This window comes from Geobacter anodireducens (genome assembly GCA_001628815.1).
In the GTDB taxonomy this organism is placed as follows: domain Bacteria; phylum Desulfobacterota; class Desulfuromonadia; order Geobacterales; family Geobacteraceae; genus Geobacter; species Geobacter anodireducens.
In genome coordinates this window covers 2,765,300-2,781,008 of the sequence record CP014963.1, presented here as the reverse complement: position 1 = coordinate 2,781,008, position 15,709 = coordinate 2,765,300, and the positions used below count along the sequence as shown (strand labels likewise).

The 15,709-nt window shown below is 64.6% G+C and carries 13 protein-coding genes and 2 pseudogenes; 2 read left to right on the top strand and 13 right to left on the bottom strand.

The annotated features are described in order from the left end of the window. Positions 1 to 138 precede the first annotated feature (138 nt). The 5 genes from A2G06_12735 to A2G06_12715 form a co-directional block, all read right to left on the bottom strand. Positions 139 to 831 carry a magnesium transporter MgtC gene (locus A2G06_12735; protein ANA40995.1) on the bottom strand — a complete coding sequence of 231 codons (693 nt, stop codon included), beginning with the start codon at positions 829 to 831 and terminating at the stop codon, positions 139 to 141. A 279-nt stretch (positions 832 to 1,110) separates the two neighbouring features. Continuing rightward, complete coding sequence (locus A2G06_12730; GenBank protein ANA40994.1) at positions 1,111 to 1,560, bottom strand: acyl-CoA thioesterase; 450 nt, start codon at positions 1,558 to 1,560, stop codon at positions 1,111 to 1,113. Between the two features lie 10 nt (positions 1,561 to 1,570). Beyond that, a complete protein-coding gene (locus A2G06_12725) occupies positions 1,571 to 2,344 on the bottom strand; it encodes an ectoine/hydroxyectoine ABC transporter ATP-binding protein EhuA (GenBank protein ID ANA40993.1) in 774 nt (257 codons plus the stop codon). Further along, positions 2,331 to 3,353: an amino acid ABC transporter permease gene (locus tag A2G06_12720; protein ANA40992.1), complete on the bottom strand. Its 1,023-nt coding sequence runs from the start codon at positions 3,351 to 3,353 to the stop codon at positions 2,331 to 2,333. The genes A2G06_12725 and A2G06_12720 overlap by 14 nt, the downstream gene beginning before the upstream one ends. Before the next feature lie 135 nt (positions 3,354 to 3,488). Next, entirely contained in the window at positions 3,489 to 4,280 is a 792-nt protein-coding gene (locus A2G06_12715; GenBank protein ANA40991.1) for an amino acid ABC transporter substrate-binding protein, read from the bottom strand. Positions 4,281 to 4,532: 252 nt separating this feature from the next. Between A2G06_12715 and A2G06_12710 the strand changes: the two genes are divergently transcribed. Further along, entirely contained in the window at positions 4,533 to 6,257 is a 1,725-nt protein-coding gene (locus A2G06_12710) for a hypothetical protein (GenBank protein ANA40990.1), read from the top strand. Between the two features lie 18 nt (positions 6,258 to 6,275). Next, the gene (locus A2G06_12705; GenBank protein ID ANA40989.1) at positions 6,276 to 8,219 is read left to right on the top strand and encodes a hypothetical protein; all 1,944 of its coding nucleotides are present in this window, start codon (positions 6,276 to 6,278) and stop codon (positions 8,217 to 8,219) included. Positions 8,220 to 8,243: 24 nt separating this feature from the next. Here A2G06_12705 and A2G06_12700 read toward each other — a convergent pair whose 3' ends face one another. The 8 genes and pseudogenes from A2G06_12700 to A2G06_12665 form a co-directional block, all read right to left on the bottom strand. Next, the gene (locus A2G06_12700) at positions 8,244 to 8,960 is read right to left on the bottom strand and encodes a short-chain dehydrogenase (protein ID ANA40988.1); all 717 of its coding nucleotides are present in this window, start codon (positions 8,958 to 8,960) and stop codon (positions 8,244 to 8,246) included. A gap of 2 nt (positions 8,961 to 8,962) precedes the next feature. Beyond that, positions 8,963 to 11,378: pseudogene (locus A2G06_12695) on the bottom strand (phosphoenolpyruvate synthase). A gap of 21 nt (positions 11,379 to 11,399) precedes the next feature. Continuing rightward, positions 11,400 to 12,011: an NAD(P)H-quinone oxidoreductase gene (locus A2G06_12690; protein ID ANA40987.1), complete on the bottom strand. Its 612-nt coding sequence runs from the start codon at positions 12,009 to 12,011 to the stop codon at positions 11,400 to 11,402. A gap of 88 nt (positions 12,012 to 12,099) precedes the next feature. Next, positions 12,100 to 12,492, bottom strand: coding sequence for an exlusion protein FxsA (locus tag A2G06_12685; protein ID ANA40986.1), 393 nt, complete (start codon positions 12,490 to 12,492; stop codon positions 12,100 to 12,102). A 42-nt stretch (positions 12,493 to 12,534) separates the two neighbouring features. After that, positions 12,535 to 13,419, bottom strand: coding sequence for a 2-(5'-triphosphoribosyl)-3'-dephospho CoA synthase (locus tag A2G06_12680; protein ANA40985.1), 885 nt, complete (start codon positions 13,417 to 13,419; stop codon positions 12,535 to 12,537). Beyond that, positions 13,391 to 13,903, bottom strand: a complete 513-nt coding sequence (locus tag A2G06_12675) for an apo-citrate lyase phosphoribosyl-dephospho-CoA transferase (GenBank protein ANA40984.1) — start codon at positions 13,901 to 13,903, stop codon at positions 13,391 to 13,393. Before A2G06_12675 ends, A2G06_12680 begins: the two co-directional genes overlap by 29 nt. 114 nt (positions 13,904 to 14,017) lie before the next feature. Continuing rightward, a pseudogene (locus A2G06_12670) lies at positions 14,018 to 14,979 on the bottom strand (diguanylate cyclase). 23 nt (positions 14,980 to 15,002) lie between these two features. Further along, positions 15,003 to 15,548, bottom strand: coding sequence for a carbonic anhydrase (locus A2G06_12665; protein ID ANA40983.1), 546 nt, complete (start codon positions 15,546 to 15,548; stop codon positions 15,003 to 15,005). Positions 15,549 to 15,709: the final 161 nt, after the last annotated feature.

The following is a 15,709-nucleotide window of genomic DNA, read 5'->3' as shown; positions in this document are numbered from 1 at the left end:
AAAAGTTCTTCAATCTCAAATAGGGCCGATTTTCAACGACCTGCTAAGCCTCAGAGTGCAGCCGGGATCGCCGGCAAGGGCGGGATGTGTCACTGGGGTCCGGCGCACCGCGAACGATGTGCCGGGCACGCCCCACGTTCAACTCAGCTTGGTCTGGGTGACAAAATCGAAGCGGGACAGGTTGCTGACATGCCTGAGCAGTTCGTCGTTATGCCAGTTCCCCTTGACGACAATTTCATAATTGGTCGTTGATTCCCGTATCTGCTGGCTGAGGTTGATGTCAATGATCTGGATGTTCCTTTCCGTAAAATAGTCTTTGAGCGTCAGGAGCGACTGTTCCCCCAGGTTGTTGCATTCCACCATGATGTTTTTGTGCTGGTCCCGCGGTATCCGGTTCCCAAGCTGTTTGAGCGCTGTCAGCGAAACCAGGCCAATGGCAGTACAGAATATCGGCAGGATGATCATGCCTGCCCCGCACGCCATGCCCAGGCCGGCGTTGTACCAGAGAGTCGCGGCCGTGGTCAGTCCGCGGATGCTGCCTCGCTCCTTGATAATGACGCCCGCCCCGAGAAAGCCTATGCCGGAGATGATCGACGCGGCAATGCGCGACGGGTCAAGACCGATATTGATATTGTCGATAATCTCGCCAGGCTTGTAGTAAAAGTATTTTGAGACAATCATCATTAATGCCGCACTGACACAGACAAGAATGTTGGTTCTCAAGCCGGCGCTTATGCCGTGCCGTTCCCTCTCATACCCCAGGAGAGCTCCGCAGAGTACAGCCAGCAACAGGCGAAATACCAGGTTGGCTTCATAAGGGTAATCGCTCATAGCGCATTGACCTCCGGAATATAATCATCGTCCGCAGCCGCCGTTGATACGGTACTGCCGATAAGCAAAACGCCATCCACAACAGGTTCGTTCTAGCAGCCCTTCGAAAAAGGCATGCATTTACGACCGGTTTGATTCGGTTTTGTGCTATGGCTCGCGTGCGTGTATCTTGCCGATATTCAGGATAGACGGTGGACGCGGTTTTGAGCGGCACTCCGATGCCTTGTTCGTCGGCTTAGCTATGGCGCCTGCCGTGGCAGCCAGCCGCCGTCAGCACTACTACCGCCCTGATTTCCGTCCGCGCCGGGCCCGCCGTTCCCGGGCAGCCTCGCAGAGTCGCCGCTCTTCTTCACTGCGGGGCTCCCAGCGGGGAACTTCCGTGGGCGTGCCCTCCCTGTCCAGGGCGACCATGGTGAAGAATCCCGCGGCCGCCACGGCGCTGTCGCCCGTGAGGACATTCTCGGTTTCAACCACCACGTCCACATCGATGGATGTCCGGCCGGTGCAGACCACCCGGGCCTCCACCTTGACCACTTCCCCCAGCCGTACCGGGCGCAGCAGAGAGATCTGCTCGGCCCCGGCCGTGACCACCTCGCGCCGGGCATAGCGCCAGGCGGCTATGGCGGCGGCCTTGTCCATGAGCCCCATGATCACGCCGCCGAAGATGGATCCCGCCGGGTTGGTGTCCTGGGGGAGCAGGGTTTCGATCAGGGTCCAGTCGCGGTTCATGGCGTGCCTCCTAGAGGATCCGGTTCAGGAACGACTGGATCCGCTCGTTGTTCATTCCCTCGGCAAAGAACTCCCGGGGGGTCCCCTCGGCCAGGAAGTTCCCCTTTTCCATGAAGATCACCCGGTCGGCCAGTTCCCGGGCAAAGCCCATGTGGTGGGTGACGATGATCATGGTCATCCCCTCGTCGGCCAGGGCGTGGATGGTGTCGAAGACCTCCCCGACCAGTTCCGGGTCCAGGGCCGAGGTGGGCTCGTCGAAGAGCATGAGCTTCGGCCGCATGGCAATGGCCCGGGCAATGGCCACCCGCTGCTTCTGCCCGCCGGAGAGGGTGGCGGGATAGACGTCCTTCTTGTCGGTGAGACCCACCTTGGCCAGCATGGCCAGGGCGGTTTCCCGGGACTCGGCGGCACTCTTCTTCTGCACGGTGAGGGGGCCTTCCATCACGTTGCCGAGGACCGTCATGTGGGGAAAGAGATGGAAGTGCTGGAAGACCATCCCGATTTCGGCCCGCAGGGCGCAGATCACCGGCTGCTTGTCCAGGTGGAGCTTGCCGTGGCGCCGGATGTAGCCTACCTCGTTCCCCTCGAAGCGGATGGTTCCCTCGTCGATCTCTTCCAGGAAGTTGATGGAGCGGAGCAGCGTCGACTTGCCCGAACCGGACGGGCCGATGATCACGAGCTTTTCCCCCGGATGGACCGCCAGGTTGACGCCGTTCACCGCCGTGAGGCTCTTGAAGCGCTTGGTGATGTTCTCCAGCTGGATGAGGGGCTTAACGTCGCTCATAGATCCCTGCCCGGTGCTCGATCTTTTCGAAGAGGAAGGTGAAGAAGGTCGTGAAGATCAGGTAGATGACGGCGGCCAGGATGAGGGCCGTCACGTTGAAGTAGGTATTGAACATCTGGTCCGCGGCCCGCATCAGCTCGACCATGGCAATGGTGGAGACCAGGGCCGTGTCTTTGATCAGGGCGATGAACTCGTTGCCGATGGGAGGCATGAGCCGCTTGTAGGTCTGGGGGATGACGACCCGGCGCATGGCCTGGCCGTAGGTCATGCCCAGGGCCTTGGCCGCCTCGGTCTGGCCATGGTCGATGCTCTGGATGGCTCCCCGGATGATCTCGCCCAGGTAGGCCGAGTAGTTGAGCCCCAGGCCGATGACCGCGGCGGTGACGGGCTTGAGGGTGATGCCGAGGGAGGGGAGTCCGTAGTAGATGAAGAAGAGCTGAAGCAGGAGGGGCGTGCCCCGGAAGAGCCAGATGACGAACCAGCAGAGGGCCGACAGGGGCCTGAAGGTGCTGATCCGCCCCAGGGCGATGAGGAGCCCGCCGATGGGGGAGATGAACATGGTGCAGAGCACCAGCAGGAGCGTCATCACCGCACCCTTGAGAAGCACCGGCAGGAACTTCAGGCAGTCCTGGAGGAACGTGACGTAGCGGGGTTTCCGTTCCCGCTCCACCGAGGCGACGAAGTTCTTCGCCTCGCTGTTGTCCGGGTAGAGGGAGAGCACCTCACGGGCCGCGGCCAGGGCTTCGTCCATCTCCTTGGCAGCAAAGTGGAGCTTGGCGATCTGCATCCGGCTCCGGACAAAGGCATCGCCTTCCTCGCCCGCCCGGGGCGCCGGGACCTTCTTCAGCACCTCCATGGCGGCGGGGAGATCCCCGGCCCCCATCAGGTCGTTGGCCTCCCGGAAGAGGGCGTCGTAATCGGCTTCGGACGCCAGCGCCGCTGCAACGGTGATCCACAAAAAAAGCAGGGCCGTGGCGACCCTGCCGAGAGTGTATGGTTTAAGGTTCATAGAAAAGCTCATTTGAGAAGCGTGGATTTTCCGCAAGGTCAAGGCGGGCAAGGATTTGAGCGGAGGCGTACTTCTGTACGCCGCACAATCAAATCCGAAGCCCAACGCCGAGATTGCGGAAAAGCCGCGCTTCTCTTACCACTTCTTGGGGTTGGTGATGTCTTCTGCAAACCACTTGCGGGAGATCTTCGCCAGGGCGCCGTCCTTCACCATGGCGTCGAGGGTCTTCTGCACCTTTTCGCGCAGGTCCTTGTCTTCCTTGCGGAAGGCGACGCCGAAGGGCTCCTTGCTGATGAAGCCGGGGACCACCTTGAACTGGCCCGGGCGCTTGGCGATGAAGTCGCGGCCGGTCACGTTGTCGATCACCACCACGTCGATGCGGCCCGCTTCAAGATCCAGCAGCGCCTTGGGGTTGTCCTCGTACTCCTTGAGCTCGGCCGGTGCGGTGGGGAGCTTCTTCACGGCGTTGAGGGCCGAAGAGCCCTTCTGGGCGCCTATTTTCACGTTCTTCAGGTCGGCGATCTTTTTGAAGCGCTTCTCGGAGAACTTCACCACGGCGATCTGGCCGTCCATGATGTAGGGCTTCGTGAAGGCCACCTGCTTGGCCCGCTCATCGGTGATGGTCATGCCGTTCCAGATGGCATCGAATTTCTTGGAGTTGAGGGAGTGGATGACCCCGTCCCAGGCGGTGGGCTGCCACTCGATCTTGATGCCCAGGCGCTTGCCCACTTCTTCGGCGGCGTCGATGTCGAAACCGATCAGCTTGCCGCTGGCATCGCGGTATCCCATGGGGGGGAATGCGTCATCGAGGCCGATGACCAGTTTTCCGGCGGATTTGACCCGGTTCCAGGAACCGTCGGCCGCGAAGGTGGTTGCGGCAAAAGCAACGAGCAGGGCAGAGACCATCAGCAATACGAGTTTTTTCACGTTCGGCACCTCTCTCTTAAAATGAAATTAACTGCATGGAACAACAAGTTGCCAGCACCGAACGCGAATTATTGCAGAAAGGTGACAGGGCGTCAAGCAATGAGAAGCCTGCCGATGCATCGTGGAAATCGGGCCGGCACGTCCCGGAGCAACTGGCCGGTTGCGGGAGTATCGTGCCCCCAGCCCTTGCGGATATCTCCCGGAACGCTAAACTAAATTAAATTTAACATTGCATGTTTCTGCGGAGGATACATGGCAAGCCACACGGGAGCTGCCGGAAACGGGAGCGTGCCTGCACAGGACATGGGGGTGCCGGCGGGAGACGGTATCCGCCGGCTGGCGGCGGTGGCGGTTTTGCTCGCGACACTGCCGGCATCTGTGGTCGCTGCCCGTTGTGAGCCGTCGGTCGAAATCACCGTTTCGCCAGGGGACACCCTGCTGCAACTGTGTGGCAAGCACCTTGAAAATCCCGGCCGCTGTCCAACCATTGCCCGGCTCAACCACTTGCAGAACCCCGACCTCATCCATCCCGGACAGCGCATCAGGATTCCCGCGGCACTGTTCAGGGGCACCGGTCTGGAAGGAGTCATCACCTTCCTTAGCGGCGACGTGCGCCTCGAAGGCAAAGGCGGCATCATCGAGCAGCTTGCCGGCATTGGCGGCCGCGTGCCCGCCGGGGGGCGGCTGGTGACCGGCGTAACGGGTGCCGTGGAGGTCGGCTATGAGGACGGCAGCTCGTTCCTGATGCGCGGCAACGGCAGTGTCGACGTTGTCCGCGCGCTCCGGCGGGATAACGTGTTCTTCGACCGGGAACTGCTGCTCGGCAAGGGCAATCTGATAACCCGCATCAAGAGGGCCACGGGGCGGGAGCAGCGTTTCGAGATCCGTACCCCCTCTGCCGTGGCTGGTGCGCGGGGTACCGAGTTCCGGGTGGGGGTGGGCCGGGCGGGTGAAACCCGCACCGAGGTGCTGGAGGGCCGGGTCGGGGTTGACGCCCGTGGCCGCGAGGTCCCCCTGGCCGCGGGAGAGGGCACCCTGGTGCGCGCGGGTGAGCCACCGCTGCCGCCGCAGCGGCTTCTGGCCCCTCCCGGGGTGGAGGCACGGCCGGCCCTCTTCCGCTCCGGGCCGGTCCGGTTCGCTCACTCGGAGGCGCCGGATGCCGCGGGGTACCGGGTCATGGTCGCCCGCGACGGCGACATGAAGGAACTGGTGTACGACGCGCTGCTCCCCGCCGGTGAGCCGTGGGTGATCCGGGGACTTGCCGATGGAGCCTATCACCTGAGCAGCCGCAGCGTCGACCGGCTGGGGCTGGAGGGGGCCGAGTCCGGGACCGTGCCGTTCACGGTACGCCTGAACCCCCTTCCTCCCTTTGTCAAAACCCCGCGTGACGGGGAGCGGGCGTGTAACCGCTCGCTGACCGTCGGCTGGCTCAAGGTGCACGATGCGGTGTCGTACCGGCTCCAGGTGGCAGGGGGGCGCTCGTTCTCCACCCCGGTGATTGACAGGGATGCGCTCGACGCGACCGAATTCGAGACGGGGCCGCTGAACGCCGGCACCTATTTCGTCCGGCTCGGCTCCATTGCTGCGGACGGCTATCGGGGCGAGTGGACCAACCCCGTGGAGGTTACGGTCGTTCCGCCGCCGGCCGCCCCCGAATTCGAGGAGACGCGCTGCAAGGGCTCCGTGCTCGACGTGAGGGTGCGGGCGGTGCCGGGTGCTCGCTCTTATTGCTTCCAACTGGCAAGGGACCGGGCCTTTGCCGAACTGCTGGGCGAGGAGGTCGCCGATCGGCCGGCCGCTTCCTTTCCCCTGCCACCGGAGCCGGGAGAGTACTTCGTCAGGACGGCGGCCATCGACGGAGAGGGCTGCCAGGGAGATTTTTCGCCACCCCGGAGCTTCCAGGTGAACCGGTCCTTTCCCTACGGCGCGCTGGGAATCCTCGGCGTGGCGGGACTGCTCCTGGGGCTGCTTCTCTAGGGGCTGGAGCGACGCGTTATGGCCGGGGAGCAGAGGACAACATACCACATCGTCGCGGCTGCCGCCGCCGGGGTGGTCCTGCTGTTCGTGCTGGACGGACTCGGCTTCTTCGAGGGGCTGAACCGTTTCGCCTATGATCTCGCGTTTCGCCTGCGCGGCGAGGTGCGGCCCCATGCGCCCATCGTGCTCGTCACCGTGGACGAGGAGAGTCTCGGGAAACTGGGGCCCTGGCCCTTGAAACGGAGCGTCTACGGCGCGCTCCTGGACAAGGCAGGCGCGGCGCGGGCCGTGGGGTTCGCCATCATCATGAGCGAGCCCCGCGAAGGCGACGACAGTTTTGCCGCAGCCATTGCCCGGCATGGGAGAGTGGTTGTGCCCGCCTACATCGACGACCGGCTCCGGCTCGCGTTGCCCGCCCCGTCGCTGGGGCGCGTCCCCACCGGGCACCTGCACCTGGAGCCCGATGTGGACGGTATTGTCCGGCACGTCTATCATGGGCTGGAAACCGGCGGGCGACAGGTCCCTTCGCTGGCCCTCGCGCTGCGCGATGCCGCCCGGGCCGTGACGGCGCCATCAGCCGCCGGTGCGCCGTTGCCGGAAACGCCCTCGGCCGCCATCGCCCAGCACTACCCCATGTACATCGATTTCTGCGGCCCGCCCGGCATGTTTCCGCGCTTTTCCCTGGCCGATGTGGTGGCGGGGAACGTCCGGCCGGATGCATTCCGCGACGCCTTCGTCCTGGTGGGGGTAACGGCGCCGGGCATCGATGAGCGGGTCATAGTTCCCTTTTCCCAGGCCCGCAACAGGATGGCCCCCGTGGAGGTTCAGGCGAATATCCTCGATACGGTGCTGAAGGGGAACGGCATACGTTCTCCCAGCAGCGCGTCCCGCCTTGCCCTCTGCGCCGTGCTGGCCGGTTGCTGGCTCCTGCTCTTTCTGCTCTTCAGTGAAGCCGGTTCGCTGGCGGTTTTGTTCGTCAGCCTCGCGGGCATACCGCTCTGCACCCTGTCTCTGTTCGCATTCCGGCAGGTATGGGTCGATCCCGCCATCTTCGCGCTCACGGTTGCGTATCTCTACACGGTCGTGTTCGTGTACCGCCTGGCGGAGGCAAGCGCTAGGCTCGGTCGGCAGTATGAAGCCATTGCAGCGAATCTGCCGGCCGAGGGGAGCATCCCTCCGTGCTCACGGGGGATCGCGGGTCTTCTGTCCATTGGCGGAATTAATGCCAGCGTGGCGATTCTGGACGCTGCCACGCAGCAACTCGTGGAACGGAGCATCAGGATCGAGTCCGCCAACAGGGAGCTGGAAGCGTTCAACTACTCGGTTTCCCATGACCTGCAGGCACCGCTGCGTGTCATTCGCGGCTTTGCCGTCGCCTTGGAAGAGGATTGCCGGGAAGAGGTGGACCCTGCCTGCCGTGAATACCTTGCCAGGATCCGCATCAATGTAACGAAAATGGAGGAGCTCATCGAGGCGCTGCTCGGTCTGTCGCGAATCGGCCGTGCCGATCTGCTGCGCCTTCCGGTAGACCTGAGCGACATGGCAACGGAGATTGCCGGTGAGCTGCGCCGGGCGGCGCCGGAGCGGCCCGTGGAGTTTGTGATCCGCACGGGGGTGGTGGTCAATGCCGACGCACATCTCATGAGGGCGGTCATGACCAATCTCATGGAGAACGCGTGGAAATTCACCGCCGGAGTCGTTCCGTCAGTGATCGAGTTCGGCGTGGAGGAGGCGGGAGGAGAGCGGCGCCTGTATCTCCGCGACAACGGCGTCGGTTTCGACAACGCCTATGCGGACAAACTGTTTGTGCCGTTCCAGCGCCTCCACAGCAAGGCGGAATTCCCCGGCACCGGCATCGGCCTGGCCACGGTCCAGCGAATCATCCATCGCCATGGCGGCCGGGTCTGGGCTCGCGGGGAAACGGGGAGTGGCGCCGTTTTTTTCTTCACCGTCCCCGCCTGATGGGCCGGTAGGGCCGGTTGGTCCCTAGACCAGCCGCTGCCCGCCGTCCACGTGTACCACCGATCCGGTGACATACCCGTTCTTCATAAGCGAGATCACCGCGGCGGCCGCGTCCTCGGGCCTGCCGATCCGCCGGGCCGGGAGCCGGGCGGCGAGGGCGTCGAACATCCTCTTCCGTTCGGCGGGGCTCATGCCGGCATAGGCGGGAGTATCCACGATCCCCGGCGAGACGGCGTTCACCCGCAGGGGCGCCAGTTCCACGGCCAGGCTCCGGCAGAGGGCCTCCACGGCGCCGTTCACTGCGGCGTACGCCGAAAGGCCGTCCACGGGCTTGGTCGCGGCCACGCCGGAAAAGAAGGTGATTGAGCCCCCCTCCCTGATTCGCTGGGCCCCGTAGCGGGCCGCAAAGTACTGACCCCAGAACTTGCTGTCGAAGATCTGGCGGAACGATGGGGTTTCCAGCTCCAGAAACGAGCCCGCCACGCCGGTGGCCGCGGTTACGACCAGGTGGTCCAGTTCGCCGGTTTCGGCGAAGAACGCCTGTACGGCCTGTTCCTGCGTCACATCAAGGGAACGGGCCTCAACCGGCTGGCGAATCTCGTCCGCGGCTTGCCGGAGCTTCTCCTCCGACCGGCCGGCGATCACCACCCGGGCCCCCTCGTCCGCGGCCATCTTCGCCACGGCGAGCCCCATGCCGGAACTGCCGCCGATCACTACCACCTTCGCACCGTTGAGCGACATGTCTACCTCCTCTTGTCCCCCTGCTGCGCCAGTTCCTCCTCCATTTCCAGGACCCGCATCGTGATCTTGAGGATCGAATCGGGGTTGAGCGAAATGGAGTCGATTCCCTGCTCCACGAGAAAGGCCGCGAACTCGGGGTAGTCACTGGGGGCTTGGCCGCAGATGCCGCTGTGGCGTCCGTTGCGACGCGCCCCCTCCACCACCCGGCCGATGAGTTCCATGACCCCCGGGTCCCGCTCGTCAAAGACGTGGGCCACCAGGCCGAGTCCCGGTCCACGCCGAGGGTGAGCTGGGTCAGGTCGTTGGAGCCTATGGAAAAGCCGTCGAAGAGCCGCGAGAACTCGTCGATCATGATGACGTTGTTGGGGATCTCGCACATGACGTAGACCTCCAGGCCGTTTTCGCCCCGCACGAGGCCGTTCGTCGCCATTTCGGCCAATACCTTCTCCGCCTCCACGATGCGCCGGCAGAAGGGGATCATGGGGATTACGTTAACGAGCCCCATCTCGTCCCGGACCCGCTTCAGGCCCGGCATTCCAGGGCGAACCCTTCCCGGTAGCGCTCGTCGTAGTAGCGCGACGCCCCCCGGAAGCCGATCATCGGGTTCTCCTCGTCGGGCTCGAAGGCCCGGCCCCCCAGGAGCGAGGCATACTCGTTGGTCTTGAAGTCGCTCATGCGGACAATGACCGGTTTGGGATGAAAGGCGGCGGCAATGGTGCCGATCCCCTCGGCGAGCTTTTCCACAAAGTAGGCGGGCGGGTCGGCATGGCCGGCGGTGAGGCGCGCGATCTCGCGCCGCGATGCCTCGTCCTCCACCCGGAGGGGGTGGACCAGGGCCATGGGATGGATCTTGATATGGTTGGTGATGATGAACTCCATCCGGGCGAGCCCCACCCCGTCGTTGGGAATCCGGCAGAGGGAGAAGGCCTCCTCCGGGTTGCCCAGGTTCATCATGATCCTGGTGCGGGGGCGCCGCATGCCGGCCAGGTCAACCCGCTCCACCCGGAAGGGGAGTTCGCCGCTGTAGATTCTGCCCACTTCTCCTTCGGCGCAGCTCACCGTTATCTCCCGGTTGCTGGCGATCCGTTCGGTCCCGTCGCCGGTGCCGACCACCGACGGGATGCCCAGCTCGCGGCTGACGATGGCGGCGTGGCAGGTGCGCCCCCCCTTGTTGGTGACGATGGCCGCGGCGGTCTTCATGACCGGCTCCCAGTCGGGGGTGGTGGTGTCGGCCACCAGGACCTCGCCGGGGCTGAAGTCGCCCAGCCTGTGGATGTCGGTGATGACCCGGGCCGGGCCGGCGGCGATCTTTCCGCCCACGCTGGTACCGGTGGCCAGCACCTCTCCCTTCTGCTCCAGGATGTACGTCTCCAGGAAGTCGAGCCGTTTGCGGGATTCCACCGTTTCGGGCCGGGCCTGAACGATGAAGAGCCGGCCAGACTCCCCGTCCTTGGCCCATTCGATGTCCATGGGCATCTCGCGGCCGGCCCGCTTCTCATAGTGGGACTCGATCAGGAGGGACTGGCGGGCCAGCTCCAGCACCTCGTCGTCGCTGAGGCAGAAGCGGCGCCGTTCCTCCCGGGGCACCTCCACGTTCTTGGTCAGGTGCTTGGAGGTGCCGGTGCCGTAGATCATCCGGATCTTCTTCTCCCCCAGCCGGCGCCGGACGATGGGGCGGAATCCCTGCCGGAGCGCGGGCTTGAAGACCGTGAACTCGTCCGGGTTCACGGCCCCCTGGACCACGTTCTCGCCCAGGCCCCAGGCGCCGGTGATCAAAACCGTGTCCCGGAAGCCGGTCTCGGTGTCGATGGTGAAGATGACCCCGCTGGAGGCGAGGTCCGACCGGACCATCTTCATGACGCCCACGGAGAGCCCCACCTTGAAGTGGTCGAACCCCTGGTCGATGCGGTATGAAATGGCCCGGTCGGTGAAGAGGGAGGCGAAGCAGCGGCGGCAGGCGTCCAGGAGCTGCGCCTCGCCCCGGACGTTCAGGTAGGTTTCCTGCTGCCCCGCAAAGGAGGCCGTGGGGAGATCTTCTGCCGTGGCCGAGCTGCGGACCGCCACGTCGCAGTTCTCGCCATACTCGGCGCAGAGCCCCCGGTAGGCCTCTCTGATCTCTTCCGCCAGTTCTCCGGGGAGGGGGGCGCCGTACACCAGCTCCCGCAGTCGGCGTCCCCGGAGCGCCAGGTCGTCCACGTCCTCCTTGACCAGTCCCGCCAGGGTCTGTTTCATTTCATCCAGGATCCCCGCCGACCGGATCAGGTGCCAGTAGGCCTCCGCCGTGATGGCGAAGCCGTTGGGGATCCGCACCCCCAGGGGCCTGAGCTCCCCGAACATCTCCCCGAGGGAGGCGTTCTTGCCCCCGACCAGGGGGACATCGTCAATGGTTATTTCCGAGAACCAGCGAATCCAGGACATGGAAGAACCTCCCTGTGCTTCCTATCCGTTCAGTTTGGCGGCGATCTGCGCCACATGCCTGCCCTGGAAGCGGGCCCCGGCCAGATCGTTCTCGCTCGGCAGCCGTTCCCCCTGGCCGCCGGCTATGGTGGACGCGCCGTAGGGGGAGCCGCCGGTGATTTCGTCGATCCGCGTCTGGCCGGCAAAGGTATAGGGGAGCCCCACGATGACCATCCCCTGGTGGAGGAGGAAGGTGTGGAAGGTGAGGATGGTGGATTCCTGGCCCCCGTGCTGGGTGGCGGAACTGGTGAAGACGCCGGCGGCCTTGCCCACGAGGGAGCCCTTCACCCAGAGCCCGCCGGTGGCGTCCAGAAACTGGCGCATCTGGCCGCACATGTTGCCGAAGCGGGTTGGTGTGCCGAAGATGATGGCGTCCGCCGAGGCAAGCTCGTCCACCGTGGCCACCGGGATGTGGGCAAAGGCCTTCTGGGGTTCGACGGCGCCCATCTTTTCCAGCACGTCGGGCGGCAGCGTTTCGGGCACGCGGCGCAGCACCGCTTCGGCGCCGGGCACCTCGCGGACCCCCTCGGCCACGGCCTCGGCCATGCGATGGATGTGTCCGTACATGGAATAGTAGACAATGAGAACGTTCATGACAAAGCTCCTCCTGACGGCGATAGTGACCAGCAGGGAAAAGCGTACCGCAATCCGGCGGGGATGCAACGAAACGGCAGGAAGAGGGTCAGAACCTGCGGATCACGAACTGGCCGCGGGCGAGCCTGTTCTGGAGCCAGAGGCCCAGGAACTGCTTGATGACGGCGCGGGTGGGGGGGACGATGAAGAACAGGCCGACCACGTCGCTGAAAAAGCCGGGGGTCAGGAGGAGCAGCCCTCCCAGGAGAACCAGCGCGCCGTCGAGCAGGCCGGCGGCCGGGAGCCGCCCCAGGGCCAGCTCATCCTGGATGCGGCGCAGGATCACGAAGCCCTGGGAGCGGACCAGCCAGGCGCCGGCGAGGCTGACGACCAGCAGCAGGGCCACGGTGGGCAGGGCGCCGATCAGTTTGCCCACCCTGATGAGGAGGTAGAGCTCTATGATCGGAACGACGCTGAAGATGAGGAAGAGTCTCAGGAGCATGAAGGATGAGTGCGGCAGTGCGCCAAGGACCCGGGGAGGTCCTCAGGCGTCGCCCATGCAGAGGCGCAGCCGCGGCTTGGAGTTTCTGGAGCGGGTGGTTTCCGACGCGCCAGCCAGCCGTCCCGTGGCCACGAGGTAGCCGTAGGCCAGGCCGAGGATGTCGGCGACGCCGCCCATGGTGAGATTCATCCGCACGTACTTGCGGTTGAGTTCCGTGAGAAACGCGACCGGATCTCCCCCCTCGGCAATGAGCCGCTCCAGGGTCTGGCCGTCGCGCCGCAGCCGGGCCAGTCCCATGGTGCCGCAGCGGTGGAGGGTGGTGGTGTCGTCCACCGTTTGCATGAGGCGGGCAAGCATGGCAAAGGAGGCACTGGTGAAGCAGCCGGTCCGTTCGATGGCAGTCAGATACGCCGGCACGGCGCAGGTGAACAGGGAAGGGAGTCCGTCCAGGACCTCGTGCACGACGCCGCCGGCGCCGAAGCGGGAGCGGGCCGAATGGCCGTTGGTTGCCTGATCGCGGCGCAGGGCGAAGAATTCCTCGCCCAGCTCGGACACCGCCCGGTTCAACCGCTTTTCGTCATCGGAGTCGCATCGCCAGCGGGCAACCAGCAACAGCCCGCTCAGGAACAAGTAGCCCTTGAGGGTGTTGGAGCCCAGCTCCTCCATCATGACCTCTTCGGCCCGCCGGCCAATCACTGCCTGGCAGAGGAAGCGCTCCCCGTCGGTAAGCGAGCGGATCAGCTCCGCCAGGTAGTCACCCAGGATGTGAAGCGACCGCTCCATCTTGTCGAGTGAAAGATCAGGGTGGGAGCCTTGGTCGGCAAGGTCCACGAGCCCCGGTTTCGGCGTCAGATAGAGCGCCATGGCCCCTCCCTTGACGAGGGACTGGGCAAACTGCTCAATCTCGAAGATGCGCGAGGAGTTCATGGAGCCTCCCGGGTCTCTCCGCCGGGGTGGGGTGCCGGTGGCGGATGCAGTCGGCGGCCCGTTGGCCGCACGCGAGACAAGGACGAGGGGTGAGTCCGAGGAGCGCCCGGCTAAGCCGGGTTCCGCTGCCATCGTACACATCCAGATCGATGAGCCGCGAAAAAGGCGTTCCCATCTCCAGGGCAATACAGCGTTTTTTAGCCTCAGTCGCGTCCAGAGGGACGTGCATGATAGCATATGCATCGTCTTTGTCACCAGATTTCTTGAGGTTGAGCAGCTCGGGGAGCACCTTCACCAGATTTCGGAAGGTAATCGACAGGACTGCTTCGTCTCGGTCGTCGGTGCCGCTGCCCGGCGGCGCCAGGGAGAGGATCAGGGTGGTCGGGTACCCGGCGTCCAGGTAGAGGGAAAGCATGTCCCGCCGCGCGGCAAGGGCGGGACGAAAAACGGCGCATCCGCGCCACCTTTTCAGGGGTACGTCCATAGGGGAGCTCCACGTCTCCGACTACGCTGACAGTTGGTGCCGATGCAAGCCGACGTCATTGTAGCATGAGGAGTGCGGAAACAATAACGTGTATACATTAAGGGCGGGAGAGAGTTAGCGGGAAACGGTGTTGCCTCCCGCAGCCTTTGCCCTGTCAAGCGCTGCCAGCGCGCTTTCCGCAAGGGCGGGGCCATCTATGCCGGGGGTGGCTCCAGCCACTCCCGCTGAAATGGAGAGCGGCGGCAGCATGGTTCCGTCCCCCATGTCGATGACCGTATGCATCAGGCGCTGCCTGAGCCGGTCCGCGATCATCCTGCGGTGGACGGTTCCGTTTCGGGGAGGAGCACCGCGAAGGTGTCGCCCCCGTAGCGCGCCACCAGTTCGCCGGGGCGGAGGGAGTTCCGGAGGGTTTGGGCGACGTCGTGCAGGGCCCGGTCGCCGCCGGTGCGGCCGTGGCGTTCGTTGAACGCGCGAAAGCCGTCGATGTCGATCATCACCAGGGACAGGGGACGGCCGCTGGCGGTGAAGCGATCCACCTGGCGCGAGAGGATTTCCTCGAGCCACCGCCTGCTCTGGAAACCGGTAAGGGGGTCCACCACCGCCTGGTTGCGGAGGGCATAATCGCGGACAGTGCCCGAGAAACTTCCCAGGGAAGAGCCCCCCCTGCCGCGCAGGAGGATGCCGAGCAGGTTGCAGGCGGCTGCGTGGGATGCCTGGGCCAGGGACCAGATCAGGTCCTCCTCAAGAACCATGAGCCGCGTGTCTTCAGTGGCCGCCAGGGTGCAGGGGACTTCCGGCTCGCCGGAAACGAGGCTCTGGCCGACGATGTCGCCCCGCTCCAGATGAAGGGGGGTGTCGTCCCGTTCCCGGACGTCGTAGTAGACGGCCAGGCGGCCCTCCAGGATCAGGTGGATGGCGTGGCCCAGGGGGCCGGCGGGTTCGAAGCGCTCACCCCGCCCCAGGCTGACCACGCGGCTGTGCTCAAGAATGCCTTCGATGCATTCGAGGGGGACGAAGCGAAACAGGGGCAGCGCTTCCAGTTCGCTGGCACTGAACGGCAGGTGGTTCCTGGGCATGGGGATCCTCGCGAGCCGGGGGATCAGTATCCCCTGACGATTACCTCAAGGTGGCCGTCGTTGGGACAGAAAATGAGGCCGTGGACCGGTACGTCCCGCGGGATGAGGGGGTTCTGGCGGATCACCGACGTGACGCGGGCCACGTTTTCCTCGGGAGATGAAAAAGCACCCATCCACTGGGCCAGGTCAGGCACCTGGGTCTCGATGACGGACGGGTCGATGCCGCGCGCCACCATCCGCTGCCGGAGATCGTCGGAGTCCACCGCCGCCATGCCGCAGTCCCGGTGGCCGATGACGAAGATCTCCTCCACGCCGAGCATGAACACCGCCGCCACGAGGCTCCTGATGACGCCGCCGCTGAGGGGATCCACTATGGTGTTGCCGGCATTCTTGATAACCTTCGCGTCGCCCCGCTTGATACCCATGGCCGGTTCCAGGAAATCCACCAGCCGGGTGTCCATGCAGGTGAAGATGGCAAACTGCTTTTTCGGGTTCTTGGCCAGGGGGGGGAACACGCCGGGGCTGACGAACTTCCTGTTTGCGTCCAGGATGGTGTCGAGAAGGGTCATGACATTTCCTCGCGCTGGTTTGAGCGACGCCATTTATACCGGCGGCCGCTCCGCCTGTCAATGGGTTTCTCCTGCCAGTACGGAGGTGCGTGGCATGTAACTGTGCGACGTAGTTTGACAATTATCTGCACATTGGTAAAGTTTGAACGGGATGTGTCCCG